We start from the raw sequence: 15,521 nt of genomic DNA, 5'->3' as shown, positions 1-15,521 counted from the left end.
CCTCAGGTCGCGGCCTGGCCCGCCCCGGCCAGCGCCGCGACCCGCTCCACACCGAACACGTACCCCTGCACCCCGCACCCGGCGATCACGCCGTCGGCGCGCTGCGAGACGTAGGAGTGGTGACGGAACGACTCGCGCTGATGGATGTTGGAGATGTGGACCTCCACCACGGGCAGCCCGTCGCAGGTGTTGAGGGCATCCAGGATGGCGACGGAGGTGTGCGAGTAGGCGGCGGGGTTGATCACGATGCCGCAGTGGTTCAGCCGGGCCTCGTGGATCCAGTCGACCAGTTCGCCCTCGTGGTTGGACTGCCGGAAGTCCACCGTGCCACCGTGTGCCGCCGCCGCCTTCGCGCACAGGGCCTCGACGTCGGCGAGGCTGTCGGAGCCGTAGATCTCCGGCTGGCGCCGGCCCAGCAGGTTCAGGTTGGGGCCGTTGAGGATCATGATCGGGGCGTTGGCCAGGGTGCGGGGCACGGTTCCTCCGGTCCGTTCGAGGTGCTGCGGTCCTGCACGACCGCTGCTCGGACCCCGGTCTATCACGGTGCTGGAAACCGGCGGTCACCGCGGGTGAGCCCGGGAACCCTCCCCCGGTCCGCTACGGATTGATGGCGAGTTCCAGATAGGCGGCGAACAGCACGAGGTGAACGCCTCCCTGCAGGGGCGTGGCACGGCCCGGCACGACCGTCAGCGAGGCCACCACCACGGTCAGGGCGAGCAGCACCATGTGGGTGGCGCCCAGGCCGAGGACCAGCGGCCCGGAGAGCCATACGGAGGCCAGGGCGACCGCCGGGATGGTCAGGCCGATGCTGGCCATCGCCGAACCCAGCGCGAGGTTCAGGCTGGTCTGCACCCGGTCGCGGCGCGCGGAACGCAGCGCGGCGATGGTCTCGGGGAGCAGGACCAGCAGGGCGATGATGACGCCGACGACGGCGTGGTGCAGACCGGCCGCCTCCACTCCGTCCTCGATGGTGGGCGACACCCCTTTCGCCAGGCCGACCACGCCGATCAGGGCCAGGCCCAGCAGCCCCAGGCTGAACAGCGCGATGCGGGAGGACGGGCGGTCGGCATGGGACTCGACGGTGATCACTTCGCCCTGCCGGGTGATCGGCAGGAAGTAGTCGCGGTGCCGCACGGTCAGGGTCGCGATGAACAGCGCATAGAGGATGAGCGAGGAGAGCGCGGCGAAGGTCAGCTGCACGGTGGAGAACTCCGGCCCGGGCGCGCTGGTGGTGAACGTCGGCAGCACCAGGCTGAGGGTGGCCAGGGTCGCGACCGTCGCGAGGGCGGCGCCGGTGCCCTCCGGATTGAACACCGCGGTGCCGTGTCTGAGGGAGCCGGCCAGGAGGCTGAGGCCGACGACACCGTTGCAGGTGATCATCACGGCCGCGAAGACCGTGTCCCGGGCCAGGGTCGCGCTCTTGTCGCCGCCGTCCGCCATCAGGGTCACGATGAGAGCGACTTCGATGACCGTGACGGCGACGGCGAGCACGAGAGAGCCGAAGGGTTCCCCGACCCGGTGGGCGACCACCTCGGCGTGGTGCACCGCGGCCAGGACGGATGCCGCGAGGACGACCGTGAGCAGCGCGACGATCACGCCGGGCAGATCGCGGCCCCAGGTGATGACCAGCAGCACGACCGCGACCACGGGCGTGACGGTCGTCCACTGTGTGAGAAGCGCCCTGGGACGAGTGGTCATGCGGCGATCGTCGCAGAGGGCGACGGGCCTCGCACTCCCTGGCACACGGACCGAGGAACGGAACCGGGAACGGGAACGGGGAGCGGCGGGCGGCTCATCGCCGCCCGCCGCTCCCCGTGAGGGTTGGCCACGCCCGACCGGAGACCGGTCGTACGCGGTCAGGCCCCGACGCTGTCCTTGGCCGCTTCCGCCTCCGCCTGCTTCTTGGAGGCCCGGAGGCTGGTGATCGTGGTGACGATCAGGACGGAGCAGATCACACCGAGCGAGACCGGGATGCTGATCTCGGGCACGTGGACCCCGGACTCGTGCAGCGCGTGCAGCACCAGCTTGACGCCGATGAAGCCCAGGATGATCGACAGACCGTACGACAGGTGGACCAGCTTCTTCAGCAGACCGCCGATGAGGAAGTACAGCTGTCGCAGACCCATCAGGGCGAACGCGTTGGCCGTGAACACGATGTACGGGTCCTGGGTCAGGCCGAAGATCGCCGGGATGGAGTCGAGCGCGAAGAGCACGTCGGTGGTGCCGATCGCGAGCATCACGACCAGCATCGGGGTCATGATGCGCTTGCCGTTCTCCTCGATCCACAGCTTGGTGCCGTGGTATCGGTCGGCGACGCCGAAGCGGCGCTCGGCGGCCTTGAGCAGCTTGTTCTCCTCGTACTCCTCGTCCTCCTCGTCGGCCCGGGCCTCCTGGATGAGCTTCCAGGCGGTCCAGATCAGGAAGGCGCCGAAGAGGTAGAAGACCCACGCGAAGCTGGCGAGGATCGCGGCACCCGCGGCGATGAAGATAGCCCTGAGAACCAGGGCTATGAGGACACCGATCAGGAGCACGCGCTGCTGGTACTGCGAGGGAACCGCGAACTTCGCCATGATCAGGACGAAGACGAAGAGGTTGTCCACGCTGAGCGACTTCTCGGTGATGAAGCCCGCGAAGAACTCACCGGCGGGCTGGCCGCCGCCGAAGACGAGCAGGCCGAGTCCGAAGAGGCCCGCGAGGACGATCCAGACGACGGTCCAGATCCCGGCTTCCTTGATCGATACGTCGTGCGGTTTGCGGCCGATGAAGAAATCGACTGCGATCAGGGCGGCGAGGCCCACGATGGTCAGGACCCACAGGGTCACGGAAACTTCCACTACGCCTCCGGCAGTACGTCACACGGCAGATGTCAGCGTCGTCGCTGCCGGAGGTCTCTTCCACCCGGGTCCGGGACGCGTGACGCGTTCGGAACCCACGGGCCGACGCCCCGGGATCTGGCCTGATCCGTATTGACGGGTACGCCGCACAGACAGGGAGTACTCCCCTCCGTATGGATGACAGTACCCCATTCCCCAAGGGATGGTAAAGAGATTTGCAAATAACGCTCAAAAGCCAAGCTCGAAGGCGTCACCTGTCCCATGTGCGACGGGCCGCGGCGACCTGGGTGAGCACCTGCTGGAGGACCTGGCTGCCGGGCGGCACGAGCGAGGGCTCGTAGGTCCAGGCGTGCCCGACCCATGGATCGGCGAGGTGGTCGTCGGCCACCGGAGTCAGACGCAGCAAGGTGCGCCACAGCGGGTCCAGCAGCGGGCCGTAGCCGGCGGACTCCTCTCGGTCGGCGACCATCATGAGGTGGACACCGACGGCCGGTCCCTCGTCGGCGAGGTAGCGCAGCTGGTTCACCGCCCGGTCGTCGAAACCGTGCGGGAAGTCGTTGACGATCAGTAGCTGCTGGGAGATGTCGAGACCCGGCGGGAGCGCGTCGGGCGCCCCTGCGCGCAACGCCATCTGCACCAGGTCGACGCGCTGGGTGAGGCGGGCGAGTACGTCCGCCGTCCCGGCGGCGCCCACGGCGGGCGGGGCGGCGAGCACCCCGGTCTGCACCAGGGGGGCCAGGGCCTGCGCACCCGATCCGGCCGGGTCGATGACGTGCACGGTGAACTCGCCCGCCGGGTAGACGGCGAGCAGCCGGGCCGCGTGCGCGACCGCCGTCTCCAGGCCCAGGCGCCGCATCTCGTGGGAGTCGGCGAAGGAACCGTCGAGCGAGCCGGAACGCCCGCTGTCGATCCACAGCCCGCGCTCCAGCGGCAGCCGGACCAGCATCGGGATGCGTATCCGGTCGGCCTCGGGCAGATGAAGGTCACCCAGCCGCACGGCCATGGGGATCTCCATGGGCACGCGGTAGGCGTGCCAGACGGGATTGTCCCAGCGCGCATAGGCCGTGGGCAGGGCGGGCTCGACGACCTCCGCCTCGGCCGCCAGCTGGGCCACGTCCCGGTCCAGGACCTCCTTGGCCTGGGCCACGAGCTGTCCGTACCGGGCGCGCGCCGCCTCCCGTGCGGCGTCGCCCTGCCCGCCGATCCGGCTGCGCGGGTCGGACAGGACCTGGTCGAGCTCCTTCTCCCTGCGCGAGTCGGCGAAGTCGACGGCGCTGCGGTAGGCGGCGGTGGTGCGGGCCAGGTCCTCGAACATGCCCCACACCTGGTTGTAGAGCCGCTCTTCCATGGACCAGCCGGTGGCGTCGCCCGCGACGGGCCGGGCCGGCTGCCCCGGCGCGGCGGGGGGCGCGGTCGGCGCGGGCGGAGGCGGGGCGCCGGTCTGCCGACGCGGGTGGCTGTAGTCGATCGGTCCGCCGCCACCGGACGCGGACGGCAGGCCGGTGGCGGAGTCCCCCGGTCCGCCGGGGTACGGCTGCGGCGTTCCGTGCTGACCCGGAGCGGCGGGCGACTGCGGGCCGGGTGAGTCCTGGGAGTCGTACGGGGACGTCGGCGGTACGGGGCCGGTGACGCCCTGGGGTGCGGTGGCGCCGTGGTCCGGGCCGTGTGCCGGAGCGGCGGCCGGCCGGGAGCGGTCGCCGTCGGTCGTCCGCGCCGGAGGCGCCGGCACGGAACGGGCCAGACCTCGGGCCACCGCCTCGTGGATGTCGCCGGCGAGCTGGTGGGCCTGCGGGAGGTCCTGGTCGGTGAGGAGCGCGGCGAGGCCGCCCGCGTAGCCCTGGCCGATGGCGCGCACCTTCCAGGCACCCTGCCGTCGGTAGAGCTCGAGCGCGACGACGGCGGACTCGGCCTCCAGGCCGGTGATGGTGTAGCTGGCGACCTCGCTGCCGTCGAGGCCCGTGACGGCGACGAAGGGGGCGGCCACGGCGCCGAAGCGGGCGGGTCCCGTCCCACCGGTGGGCAGGGCGAGCAGCACACTGACGCGGTGCACGGCGTCCGGCACGGCGTCCAGGTCCACGGCGAGGCGATGGTCGGGGGCCGCCTGACGGGAGACCTCCAGACCCGGCAGGGTCGGTGTGCCCGGGTGGGCCACCCACTCGACGCCGTGCACCTTGCCGTTCTCGTCGCCGAGCGTGGCTCCGGCCACGACCGGGGTGCCGGCCGAGACCCGGATCTCGAGACGGGCCCGGGGAAGCGGGTGGTTCTGCCCCCGCGTCAGCTCGGCCGTCATCGCCCTTCCCCCTGTGTCACTCGTGCGCCACTCATGATGGGTCGTGCACCGCCCGCCGAGTCCGCCCCACGGGACCGGCCGGCTGGCGCGGGTCCGCTACAGGACCGGCAGGATCGCCGGCATCAGGTCCTGGAAGGTGCGGCCGTTGGCCGGGGAACCGAGGGCCGTCATCGACCAGCCCTGGCCCACCCGGTGCACCTTCGCCATGACCTGGGCCGTGTAGGCGCCGCCGCCGGCCAGGGTGTAGCGGGCGAGCTCCTGGCCGTTGGTCTCGTCGACCAGACGGCAGAACGCGTTCTGCACTTCCTGGAAGGTCTGGCCCGTGAAGGAGTTCACGGTGAAGACGATCTGGTCGATGTGGACCGGAACGCGCTGCAGGTCGACGAGGATCGCCTCGTCGTCGCCGCCCTGGCCGACACCGCCGACCAGGTTGTCACCGGTGTGGCGCACCGAGCCGTCGTCGCTCACCAGGTGGCGGAAGAAGACGACGTCGACGGGCTGCTTGTCCGCGAACAGGACGGCGGAGGCGTCGAGGTCGACCTCCCGGGTGCGCGAGCCGAACAGGCCGCGCCGGGGAGCCGCCTGCCAGCCGAGACCCATGCGCACCGATGTCAGGCTGCCGCCGTCGTTCTTCTGCAGACTGATGGCCTGACCCTTGGTCATGTTGACGGTCACGCGCTGATCCCCTCTCGAGCTGTCCCCTGTTGCCGCGGCGCCCGCGGTTGACCAGAACCCTACGCAGGGGCACTGACACTGCCCCACCCAGGACCGAACTTTGTGTCGGTCTTGCAACACAGCGCGTGCCCGGCCGGGGCCGTCAGGCCAGCCCGGCCTCCTTCATCTGGCGCAGTTCCTTCTTCATCTCGGAGACCTCGTCGCGCAGCCGGGCCGCGATCTCGAACTGCAGGTCCGCGGCGGCCGCACGCATACGAGCCGTGAGGTCCTCGATCTGTCCGGCCAGCTCCGCCGCGGGACGGTCCGTCGGCACCGTCTCCTTGGCCTTGGCCCCCTTGCCCTGGGCCGGCTTGGCACCGGCCGTCGTCCGGCCGCCGAGGGCGGGCACGGGAGCCTTGGCGCCCTTGCCGTCCTTGGCCTGGCGGTAGCCCGAGCCGAGCAGCTGCTCGGTGTCGACGTCCTCGCGGGCGATCTGGGCGACGATGTCGTTGATCTTCTTGCGGAGCGGCTGCGGGTCGATGCCGTTCGCCTTGTTGAACGCGATCTGCTTCTCGCGGCGGCGGTTGGTCTCGTCGATGGCCTTCTCCATCGCCGGCGTGATCTTGTCGGCGTACATGTGGACCTGTCCGGAGACGTTGCGCGCCGCGCGGCCGATGGTCTGGATCAGGGAGGTGCCGGAGCGCAGGAAGCCCTCCTTGTCGGCGTCGAGGATCGCCACCAGGGAGACCTCGGGCAGGTCGAGGCCCTCCCTGAGGAGGTTGATGCCGACCAGGACGTCGTACTCGCCGGCCCGCAGCTCGCGCAGCAGCTCGACGCGGCGCAGGGTGTCGACGTCACTGTGCAGATAGCGGACCTGGATGCCGAGCTCCAGGAAGTAGTCGGTGAGGTCCTCGGCCATCTTTTTGGTGAGCGTGGTGACCAGGACGCGCTCGTCCTTCTCGGTCCGCTTGCGGATCTCGTGCACCAGGTCGTCGATCTGCCCCTCGGTGGGCTTGACGACGACCTCCGGGTCGACGAGTCCGGTGGGACGGATGATCTGCTCGACGGCGCCGTCCGAGCGGGAGAGCTCGTAGGCGCCCGGGGTCGCCGACAGGTACACGGTCTGTCCGATGCGCCCCTGGAACTCCTCCCACTTCAGCGGGCGGTTGTCGAGCGCGGAGGGCAGCCGGAAGCCGTGGTCGACCAGGGTCCGCTTGCGGGAGGCGTCGCCCTCGTACATGGCGCCGATCTGCGGCACGGTGACGTGCGACTCGTCGATGACGAGCAGGAAGTCGTCCGGGAAGTAGTCGAGCAGGGTGTTCGGCGGGGAGCCGGGCGAGCGGCCGTCGAAGTGCATGGAGTAGTTCTCCACGCCGGAGCACGAGCCGATCTGGCGGAGCATCTCGATGTCGTACGTGGTGCGCATCCGCAGTCGCTGGGCCTCCAGGAGCTTGCCCTGCTTCTCCAGCTCGGTCAGGCGCTCGGCCAGCTCCTTCTCGATGTCGTTGACGGCCCGTTCCAGGCGCTCGGGGCCCGCGACGTAGTGAGAGGCCGGGAAGACGTACAGCTGCTGGTCGTCGCTGATGATCTCCCCGGTGACCGGGTGGAGCGTGGACAGGGCCTCGATCTCGTCGCCGAACATCTCGATGCGGACGGCGAGCTCCTCGTACACCGGGAAGATCTCGATGGTGTCGCCGCGCACCCGGAAGGTGCCCCGTGCGAAGGCCATGTCGTTGCGCGTGTACTGGATGTCCACGAAGCGGCGCAGCAACTCGTCCCGGTCGTGTTCCTCGCCGACCCGGAGCGGGACCATGCGGTCCACGTACTCCTGCGGGGTGCCGAGGCCGTAGATGCAGGAGACGGAGGCGACCACGACCACGTCACGGCGGGTGAGCAGCGAGTTGGTCGCGGAGTGGCGCAGGCGCTCCACCTCCTCGTTGATCGAGGAGTCCTTCTCGATGTAGGTGTCCGACTGCGGGACGTAGGCCTCGGGCTGGTAGTAGTCGTAGTACGAGACGAAGTACTCGACCGCGTTGTTCGGCAGGAGCTCGCGGAACTCGTTCGCCAGCTGGGCGGCCAGGGTCTTGTTCGGCGCCATCACGAGGGTGGGGCGCTGGAGCTTCTCGATCATCCACGCCGTGGTGGCGGACTTGCCGGTACCGGTGGCGCCGAGCAGGACGACATCCTTCTCACCTGCTTCGACACGCCGGGCCAGCTCGGCGATCGCCGCCGGCTGGTCGCCATTGGGCTGGTAGGGGCTGACGACCTCGAAGGGCGCCACCGTACGTTCGATCTGGGAAACGGGCCGCATGCGTTCCACCGTACGACCCCCCACTGACAACGGGTCCGGATCAGCGGTTCTGCGGAGCGCGGGAACGCCGGTGGACGAGGGGGCGGCGCGTGCGGCGGGCAGGGGGGTGCGCCGGGTGACGGACCGGTTGCGGGGGCTCGGAGCGCGCGGGGATGCCCGGTTTGCGCTCGACGGGGGCCCGGGCGGGCTTGCCCATGACCATCAGGGGGTCGAACATCACCACGACCCCGGCGAGGACGAGGAAGGCGAGCGGACCGATCAGCATGGGGGCCAGCAGCTCGGCCGGCGACCCGCCGGAGGAGGGTTCGGTCGTGCCGTGGAGATGGACCTCGAGGGCGGCCATGCCCGTGTAGTGCATGCCGGTGACGGCCAGACCCATCACCAGGCTGGCGCCCACGCTCCACAGGAAGCCCCGGACCTGCCCGGCCGCCCACAGGGCGGCGGTGGCGGCGGCCATGGCTATGACGACGGACGCGGCCACGGTGAACGTGTTGTACGTCAGCTGCCCGTCCAGCCGCATGCCGGCCATGCCCAGGTAGTGCATCGAGGCGATGCCCAGTCCGGTGATGGTGCCCCCGGTGAACAGGGCCGTGCCCCGCGCTCCCCGGTAGCCGACGATGAAGATCCCCACACCCACCATGACGATGGCGACGGCCAGGCTCGCGAACGTCATCAGCCAGTCGTACCGGATCGGCGTGTGCTCGACCGTGAACCCCATCATGGCGATGAAGTGCATGGTCCAGATGCCGGAGCCGATCGCAGCCGAGCCGAGGGCGAGCCACCCCGGGCGCCAGGACTGGGTGACCAGCATGGACCTGGTGGTGCAGCGCAGACCTAGGGCACCGCCCAGGCAGGCCATGAGGTAGGCCACCAGCGGTGTGACGAGTCCGTAGCTGAATCCGTCGACCGTGCCTTGCATGTGCGGCTGCCCTTCCGCCTTCTTACGCCCCGGTTCACGTCCCGGGGCTCCCTGGTGCGCGCCCCTGCCCGGGACCACGCGAGCGGTCAGGGGCGAGGCAGAAAGTATGACTCCCACCGGAATGGTCGAACGATTCTCCGACAAAGAATCACGGGTCTCCGGCAAAGAATCACGGGTTTGCCCCAGGTGTGCGGCCCCGGTGAGCGGAGTTGAGCAACTCCATTCAGCCCGTGGCCATTCTGCACCCCCCTCCCGTTGACTGTCCGATGTCACAGTGGTGCTGTCCGTGATCGCCCGACGCGAGGAGTACACATGCACGCGCGCGCAGTTGCCGTCACGACCACCGTGCTTCTGGGAGCCGCCCTGCAGGCTCCTCTCTCTCACGCCCGGGCCACCCACGACGCCGATGCCGACCGGCCCTTGGTCATCGCCCACAGGGGAGCTTCCGCGTACGCCCCGGAGAACACGCTGGCCGCCGTCGACAAGGCGGACGAACTGGGCATCCGCTGGGTGGAGAACGACGTCCAGCGCACCCGGGACGGCGAACTCGTCGTCCTCCACGACGACAACCTGCGGCGCACGACCGATGTGGAGGAGGTCTTCCCCGACCGGGCGCCCTGGATGGTGAAGGACTTCACCGCGGGGGAGATCGCACGGCTGGACGCGGGGAGCTGGTTCGGGGCCCAGTACGCGGGCGCGCGCGTGCCGACGCTGAAGCAGTACGTGGACCGCGTGGAGCACAACCACCAGAAGCTGCTCCTGGAGGTGAAGAACCCCGGCCTCTATCCGGGCATCGAGCAGGAGACCCTCAAGGTCCTCGCCAACGAGGGCTGGCTCGACCGGCCGCACGTGGCCGGCCGGCTGATCGTGCAGAGCTTCAGCGCGGACAGCATCCGGACCGTCCACGAGCTCGCGCCGGCCGTCAAGACCGGATTCCTGGGCACTCCGTCGGTGACCGAGCTGCCCGCGTACGCGCAGTTCACCGACCAGATCAACCCCTGGTACGGCTCCCTCTCCGTGAGCTACGTCGCCGCGGTCCAGTCGTTCACGGGGCCGCACGGCCGGTCGATGGAGGTCTACACCTGGACCATCGACGATGCGGACACCGCCCGGCGGGTCGCCGCGTACGACGTCGACGGCATCATCTCCAACCGGCCGGACGTCGTGCGGGGCGCCGTGCGCGCGGAGGTGAACCCTTCCGGCCGGTGATCCGGGCGTTGTCAGTGGCTGGTCGTACCGTGGGCGCATGGACAGCCATGGGCAGGACGAGCAGCGGGTCGTGTGGACCGTCGTGGACACCGGTATTGGTCCGCTGCTGCTGGCGGCCACCCGCGACGGCCTGGTCAATGTCGTGTTCCACGCCACCGACGCGGTGCGCGACCGGGCGCTCGGCCGGCTCGCGTCCCGCTTGGGCGCGCAGCCCGTCCGGGCGCCCGGCTCCCCGCTGCTGACCGAGGCGAAACGGCAGGTGGAGGCCTACTTCGCGGGCGAGCGGCGCGACTTCGACGTGCCGCTGGACTGGTCGCTGATCTCGGGCTTCCACCGGGAGGTGCTGCGGGAGCTGGCGTCCGGCGTCCCCTACGGCTCGGTCGTCGGGTACGGCGACCTCGCCGACCGGGTGGGTCAGCCGGGCGCCGCCCAGGCGGTGGGCATGGCGATGGGCGCCAATCCCCTGCCGGTCGTCGTGCCCTGCCACCGGGTCGTCGAGCGCGACGGCGGCATCGGCGGGTTCGGGGGCGGCGTGGACACCAAGCGGCAGTTGCTCGCGCTGGAGGGCGTGCTGCCCCAGCCGCTGTTCTGAGGCGTCCGGCTCTCGGGACGCGGAGGGCTACTCGTAGTGCCGTGCCTCGAAGATGTTGCCGTCCGGGTCGCCGAAGTAGAAGCTGCGCCTGGCGAGGCCGCGGGCGCCGTAGGAGTCGTAGGAGAGGTCCGAGACCGGGATCGCCTGTTCCTCCAGCCGTGCGCGCAGGGCGTCGAAGTCGTGCGGTGAGAGGGCCAGGCAGATGTGGTTGACGGGATGGCCCGCGCTGCCGTCGGCGCCGGGAACCACCCGCATGCGCTCCGCCATGGAGTGCGGCGCGAGGTCGAGGATGGTCTCGTCGTTGAGGCGCACGGAGGGGAAGCTCACCGTGCCCGCGGCGTACTCGGTGACGCGCAGGGGCTCCGTCCCCAGGACCTTCTCGTAGAAGCCGGCTGCGGCGACCGGGTCGCGCACCCAGAGCACCACATGGTCGAGACGTGTCGTGTGGTCCGTCATGGTGTCCAGGCTCGTGGTCCGTCCCGGGCGCCGCAAGGGGCCCGGGGTGAGGGCGCCTTCGGGTTTGGCCCGGGCCCCGGCCCGCCAGAGATGAGGGAGGACCGACGGACAGGAGGCAGACGCGTGATGCTGATGGTGTCGGAAGAGGTACGGGCCGCGCTCGACGCGCGCCGCCCGGTGGTGGCGCTGGAGTCCACGATCATCGCGCACGGGCTGCCCCGGCCGCGCAATCTGCTGGTGGCTCGGGAGCTGGAAGAGGCGGTGCGGCGGGAGGGCGCGATACCGGCGACGATCGCCGTACTGGACGGCCGGCCGCACATCGGCCTGGACAAGCAGCAGCTGGAGCGGGTTGCGAACGAGGACGGTGTCCGCAAGCTGGGGCACCGGGACCTGCCGCTCGCGGTGGCCGCCGGCGCGAGCGGGGCGACCACCGTCTCGGCGACCGCCCTGCTGGCGTCCCTGGCGGGGGTGCGGGTCTTCGCGACCGGCGGGCTCGGCGGCGTGCACCGGCAGTGGACGGTGACGCAGGACGAGTCGGCCGACCTGGGCCTGCTGGCGCGCACCCGCATCACGGTGGTCTGCGCGGGCGTGAAGTCCATCCTGGACGTGCCGGCGACCCTGCAACGGCTGGAGACGCTGGGTGTCCCGGTGGCCGGCTACGGCACGGACCGCTTCCCCGGCTTCTACCTGTCCGACTCGGGGCATCCGGTGGACTGGAGGCTGGACACCCCGGAGCAGGTGGCGGCGGCCATGCGGGCGCAGGACGCGCTGGGCGGGCCGGAGTCCGCGCTCGTCGTCGCCAACCCGGTCCCCGAGGAGGAGCAGCTCGATCCCGCACTGCACGCGCGGGTCCTCACCGACGCGCTGCACGCGTGCGAGGAGGAGGGAGTCACGGGCCAGGCGGTCACGCCGTTCCTGCTCGACCACCTGGTCCGGCACACCGACGGCGCCTCGCTGAGCGCCAACCTGGCGGCGGTGCGCGGGAACGTACGGCTGGCGGCACGCATCGCGGCGGCCTGGACCGCGCCGTGACCGCGGGGCCGGGCGGCGCGCTGCTGGTCGTCGGGGACGTCGTCACGGACGTCGTCGCCCGGCACCGGGGGCCGCTGGCCGCCGGCACGGACACGGCCGCCTCGATCCGGCGGCTGCCCGGCGGGGCGGGGGCGAACGTGGCCTGCTGGGCCGCCCACGCGGGGTGCCGCGACGTACGGCTGCTGGGGCGGGTCGGCGCGGACGCGGCGGCCTGGCACGAGCGGGAGCTGGTCGCCCGCGGTGTGCGCCCCGTCCTGGTCGTCGACGCGGCGGCGCCGACGGGTACGGTGATCTGCCTGGTCGACACGGGCGACTCGGCCGAGCGGACGTTCCTGACGGACAGCGGGGCGTCGCTGCGGCTCGGTCCCGGCGACTGGTCGGGCGCGCTGCTCGACGGCGTCGCGCGGCTGCACCTGTCGGGCTACCTGCTGTTCTCGGACACGAGCCGCGCTCTGGTGTCCGTCACCCTGGCCGCGGCACGCGCGCGTGGAGTGCCGGTCAGCCTGGATCCGGCCTCCGCGGGATTCCTGACGGAGCTGGGCGTCGACCGTTTCCTGGACCTGGTGGCGGGAGTGGACGTACTGCTGCCCAGCCGTGACGAGGCGTGTCTGCTCACCGGACTGCCCGACCCGGCGGACGCGGCGGCGAAGCTGAGCCGACACGTCCCGATGGTGATCGTCAAACAGGGGGCGGAGGGAGCCCTGGTGGCCCGGTCCGGCGCCGTGCACGCGCGTGTGCCGGCCGCCCCGGCATCACCCCGGGACACTACGGGCGCCGGTGACGCCTTCACCGGCGCGTTCCTCGCCGCGCTGGTCTCAGGCGAGGAGCCCGTGGCGGCGGCGGTGGCGGGCTGCAAGGCGGGGGCGAGGGCGGTCGAGCGGGTCGGCGCGAGGCCCCCACGGACAGCGGACTGACGACCGCACATGGCGGGTGTGTTGAGGGGCGCACAACGCAGCCGACCGGTCTCCCGCTCCGCTACGCCTTGCGCCCCCACGCCGAGATCATCGGAGCCGTCGCGAGGTCCATGTCGCCGGACGCGACGTTCACGAGGTGGCGGTCGATGTCCTCGTGCGTGGCGACACCGGCTTCGACCAGCCGGTCACGGACCTGACGGATCGTCGCGGACTCCAGCACGGCACAGGCGACCGAGGCGACCGGGAAGTAGGCGTCGGCCTCCACCCGGAGCAGCCCCGCCTCCCGGAGCAGACGCGGGAGCCGGCGCCCGTAGGAGAGGTCGGCGCCACGACCGGCGAGCAGCTGGCGGAAGCCGTGCCGCAGTCGGTTCGCCAACTGCTGGTCGGGTCCGTGCTCGTCGGGGCAGAGCAGGGGCTGCAGGGCAGGATCGGCATCCTCGACCAGAAGCCGGCCGCCCGGCCGCAGGGCCTTGGCCATCGACCGCAACGCCCTGTCCCGTTCCGGCACATGGACGAGTACGAGCCGGGCGTGCACCAGGTCGAATCCCTCCCCCGGTGGTTCCTCCGCGCCCACGTCGTGCACGCGCACCTCGAGCGGTGGGCGGGCGACCGGGGCGACCCGCGTGGTGTCGATGTCGGTCGCGACGACCCGGCCGGTCGGGCCCACCTTCTTGGCCAGCCAGGAGACCACGGAGGTGCCGCCGGCCCCGACTTCCCAGCAGCGCCAGCCGGGGCCGACGCCGAGGGCTTCGAGGTGCCGGAACGTGGTGGGGTCGAAGAGGGTGGCGAAGGCGTCGAAACGCTCCGCCGCCTCGTTCTGCCGGTTGTCCAGGAGGTATCCGCCGTCGGTTCGCGTCATGGGGCGATCATCCCAGTTGTGCGGCTTGCCCGAAGTGGTCGACGCTCCGGCGCGACGGTCCCTCGGAGCCGGGGCAGGCACGCTGCCGTCGCGCCGCCGGGCGGATCAGCCGCTCCACGCCGGATGCCGTGGATCGTCGGCACGCACCAGGACGTCGGCGGTGCCGGACGGGTCGGCCTCCTCCTCGTAGCGCTCGAAGGCGGGCAGGGTCCAGTGCTCGGTCTGGGGCGAGCGGCGGCGCAGGGCGCCGGGGGTGAGGACGAGGTGGACGCTCAGGTCGAAGGGGAACCAGTGACGCAGCAGGAAGGGACCGTGCAGCAGCAGCACACCGCGGCGCGGGAGCTCGACGTGGGGACTGCGGGTGGCGCGGTCGGTGACCGGGTCCCACAGGTCGGGCAGGACCCGTCCGTCGCCGTCGGGGCCGAGCGGATCGAAGACCTCGCGCCACAGGGCGCCCGTGTCGTGCCAGCCGTTGTAGTAGGCCTCGACGTCCTGCCGCCCGTACTCCAGGCGGACCGATGCGGGACGCAGGAAGCCCTCCGTCCCGACGACGAGGGACGGGCGGCCGCGGATGCGCAGGGCCGCGGAGACCCGCTGCGCGAGGTCGCCGGGCCGGGCGGCCGGAGCTCCGTCGATGGCCACGCGCGGCCAGGCGCTGCCGTCGTCGGGCTCCAGGTCGAGCAGGCGCTCGGCAAGCAGGTCGCCGAGCCGGTCCCAGGTGATCGCTTCCAGTCGCACCCGCCCATGATGCGCCGGCGACCGGTCCGCCCGCCTGGACGCTCGCGTATGCGTTCGCGCCGCTCGGCCATGGTCACCGTGCCCGGACGGAGATTGACTCGAGGTGATCGACAGCCGACGGTGCCGAGCGGGCACCGACTCGACGGGTGGGAGCCGACACGACATGACCGATGGACCGTACTTCGTGCTGACCGTGCTGGGTGTGCTCGGGACCGGTCTGACGGCCGGCGTCTTCTGTGCCTTCTCGACCTTCGTCATGCGGGGGCTCGCCGCGCTCCCGCCGGCGCAGGGGGTCGCCGCGATGAACGCCGTCAACACGGCGGCGGTGCGGCCGCCCTTCATGGTCGTGTTCCTCGGCACCGCGGTGCTGGCCGCGGTGATCGCCGTGGTGACGTTCGTGGTGTGGCCGAAGGAGGCCGCGGTGGAGCTGCTCCTGGGCAGCGCGCTGTACCTGATCGGGTCGTTCGGGGTGACCGCGGCGGCCCATGTGCCGCGCAACACCGCACTGCTGCGGCTGGATCCGGGCACCGCGGAGGCGGCGGGCCGGTGGCCCCGGTACGTGCGCGAGTGGACGGCGTGGAACCACGTCCGCACGGGCGCCTCGGCCGCGGCCTCGGTGGCGTACGTGCTGGCCCTCGCCTGAGAGCCCGGCGCCACCGCGGCCTTGCGCCGGCACGCGCGCGGGACCGGCCGGACGTATCGTGGGCCGGGAG

Annotated in this window: 15 protein-coding genes; 5 read left to right on the top strand and 10 right to left on the bottom strand. The window is 71.5% G+C overall.

The annotated features are described in order from the left end of the window. Positions 1-2: 2 nt before the first annotated feature. From aroQ to ACIGO6_RS05250, 7 genes are all read right to left on the bottom strand, one after another. Positions 3-476: a type II 3-dehydroquinate dehydratase gene (gene aroQ, locus ACIGO6_RS05280; RefSeq protein WP_399871462.1), complete on the bottom strand. Its 474-nt coding sequence runs from the start codon at positions 474-476 to the stop codon at positions 3-5. 121 nt (positions 477-597) lie between these two features. Beyond that, complete coding sequence (locus ACIGO6_RS05275) at positions 598-1,698, bottom strand: calcium:proton antiporter (RefSeq protein WP_399871459.1); 1,101 nt, start codon at positions 1,696-1,698, stop codon at positions 598-600. A gap of 158 nt (positions 1,699-1,856) precedes the next feature. Next, positions 1,857-2,834 (bottom strand): TerC/Alx family metal homeostasis membrane protein, encoded by a 978-nt coding sequence (locus tag ACIGO6_RS05270; protein ID WP_399871456.1) that lies wholly within the window; start codon positions 2,832-2,834, stop codon positions 1,857-1,859. Positions 2,835-3,084: 250 nt separating this feature from the next. Further along, the gene (locus tag ACIGO6_RS05265; RefSeq protein WP_399871453.1) at positions 3,085-5,124 is read right to left on the bottom strand and encodes a TerD family protein; all 2,040 of its coding nucleotides are present in this window, start codon (positions 5,122-5,124) and stop codon (positions 3,085-3,087) included. Between the two features lie 96 nt (positions 5,125-5,220). Beyond that, positions 5,221-5,799, bottom strand: a complete 579-nt coding sequence (locus ACIGO6_RS05260) for a TerD family protein (protein ID WP_399871450.1) — start codon at positions 5,797-5,799, stop codon at positions 5,221-5,223. Between the two features lie 142 nt (positions 5,800-5,941). Continuing rightward, positions 5,942-8,089 (bottom strand): excinuclease ABC subunit UvrB, encoded by a 2,148-nt coding sequence (uvrB, locus tag ACIGO6_RS05255; protein ID WP_399871447.1) that lies wholly within the window; start codon positions 8,087-8,089, stop codon positions 5,942-5,944. Positions 8,090-8,129: 40 nt separating this feature from the next. Next, complete coding sequence (locus ACIGO6_RS05250; RefSeq protein WP_399871444.1) at positions 8,130-9,008, bottom strand: MHYT domain-containing protein; 879 nt, start codon at positions 9,006-9,008, stop codon at positions 8,130-8,132. A 312-nt stretch (positions 9,009-9,320) separates the two neighbouring features. On the opposite strand from ACIGO6_RS05250, the gene ACIGO6_RS05245 reads away from it, so the two are divergent. After that, positions 9,321-10,217, top strand: coding sequence for a glycerophosphodiester phosphodiesterase (locus ACIGO6_RS05245; protein WP_399871442.1), 897 nt, complete (start codon positions 9,321-9,323; stop codon positions 10,215-10,217). A 37-nt stretch (positions 10,218-10,254) separates the two neighbouring features. Then, positions 10,255-10,809: a methylated-DNA--[protein]-cysteine S-methyltransferase gene (locus ACIGO6_RS05240; protein ID WP_399871440.1), complete on the top strand. Its 555-nt coding sequence runs from the start codon at positions 10,255-10,257 to the stop codon at positions 10,807-10,809. A 27-nt stretch (positions 10,810-10,836) separates the two neighbouring features. Here the strand turns inward: ACIGO6_RS05240 and ACIGO6_RS05235 are convergent, their stop codons facing one another. After that, positions 10,837-11,265, bottom strand: a complete 429-nt coding sequence (locus ACIGO6_RS05235) for a VOC family protein (protein ID WP_399871437.1) — start codon at positions 11,263-11,265, stop codon at positions 10,837-10,839. Between the two features lie 126 nt (positions 11,266-11,391). Between ACIGO6_RS05235 and ACIGO6_RS05230 the strand changes: the two genes are divergently transcribed. After that, complete coding sequence (locus ACIGO6_RS05230) at positions 11,392-12,297, top strand: pseudouridine-5'-phosphate glycosidase (RefSeq protein ID WP_399871651.1); 906 nt, start codon at positions 11,392-11,394, stop codon at positions 12,295-12,297. Beyond that, complete coding sequence (locus ACIGO6_RS05225) at positions 12,294-13,211, top strand: carbohydrate kinase family protein (RefSeq protein ID WP_399871434.1); 918 nt, start codon at positions 12,294-12,296, stop codon at positions 13,209-13,211. The genes ACIGO6_RS05230 and ACIGO6_RS05225 overlap by 4 nt, the downstream gene beginning before the upstream one ends. Positions 13,212-13,272: 61 nt before the next feature. Here ACIGO6_RS05225 and ACIGO6_RS05220 read toward each other — a convergent pair whose 3' ends face one another. Continuing rightward, positions 13,273-14,070 (bottom strand): methyltransferase domain-containing protein, encoded by a 798-nt coding sequence (locus tag ACIGO6_RS05220; RefSeq protein ID WP_399871432.1) that lies wholly within the window; start codon positions 14,068-14,070, stop codon positions 13,273-13,275. Between the two features lie 105 nt (positions 14,071-14,175). Beyond that, the gene (locus tag ACIGO6_RS05215) at positions 14,176-14,808 is read right to left on the bottom strand and encodes a uridine kinase (RefSeq protein ID WP_399871429.1); all 633 of its coding nucleotides are present in this window, start codon (positions 14,806-14,808) and stop codon (positions 14,176-14,178) included. A 163-nt stretch (positions 14,809-14,971) separates the two neighbouring features. Between ACIGO6_RS05215 and ACIGO6_RS05210 the strand changes: the two genes are divergently transcribed. Further along, positions 14,972-15,451: a DUF1772 domain-containing protein gene (locus ACIGO6_RS05210; protein ID WP_399871425.1), complete on the top strand. Its 480-nt coding sequence runs from the start codon at positions 14,972-14,974 to the stop codon at positions 15,449-15,451. The last annotated feature ends 70 nt before the right edge of the window (positions 15,452-15,521 follow it).

The sequence above is a fragment of the Streptomyces sp. NPDC053750 genome (assembly GCF_044544295.1).
In the GTDB taxonomy this organism is placed as follows: Bacteria; Actinomycetota; Actinomycetes; order Streptomycetales; family Streptomycetaceae; genus Streptomyces.
The sequence above is the reverse complement of the archived record's forward strand: the minus strand, read 5'-3'. Positions and strand labels throughout refer to the sequence as shown.

What these genes read in the sequence shown, in the direction of transcription:
- ACIGO6_RS05275 (WP_399871459.1), bottom strand. Translation starts at nt 1,698, where the DNA reads ATGACCACTCGTCCCAGGGCGCTTCTCACACAGTGGACGACCGTCACG.
- ACIGO6_RS05265 (WP_399871453.1), bottom strand. Translation starts at nt 5,124, where the DNA reads ATGACGGCCGAGCTGACGCGGGGGCAGAACCACCCGCTTCCCCGGGCC.
- uvrB (WP_399871447.1), bottom strand. Translation starts at nt 8,089, where the DNA reads ATGCGGCCCGTTTCCCAGATCGAACGTACGGTGGCGCCCTTCGAGGTC.
- ACIGO6_RS05250 (WP_399871444.1), bottom strand. Translation starts at nt 9,008, where the DNA reads ATGCAAGGCACGGTCGACGGATTCAGCTACGGACTCGTCACACCGCTG.
- ACIGO6_RS05245 (WP_399871442.1), top strand. Translation starts at nt 9,321, where the DNA reads ATGCACGCGCGCGCAGTTGCCGTCACGACCACCGTGCTTCTGGGAGCC.
- ACIGO6_RS05240 (WP_399871440.1), top strand. Translation starts at nt 10,255, where the DNA reads ATGGACAGCCATGGGCAGGACGAGCAGCGGGTCGTGTGGACCGTCGTG.
- ACIGO6_RS05235 (WP_399871437.1), bottom strand. Translation starts at nt 11,265, where the DNA reads ATGACGGACCACACGACACGTCTCGACCATGTGGTGCTCTGGGTGCGC.
- ACIGO6_RS05230 (WP_399871651.1), top strand. Translation starts at nt 11,392, where the DNA reads ATGCTGATGGTGTCGGAAGAGGTACGGGCCGCGCTCGACGCGCGCCGC.
- ACIGO6_RS05220 (WP_399871432.1), bottom strand. Translation starts at nt 14,070, where the DNA reads ATGACGCGAACCGACGGCGGATACCTCCTGGACAACCGGCAGAACGAG.
- ACIGO6_RS05210 (WP_399871425.1), top strand. Translation starts at nt 14,972, where the DNA reads ATGACCGATGGACCGTACTTCGTGCTGACCGTGCTGGGTGTGCTCGGG.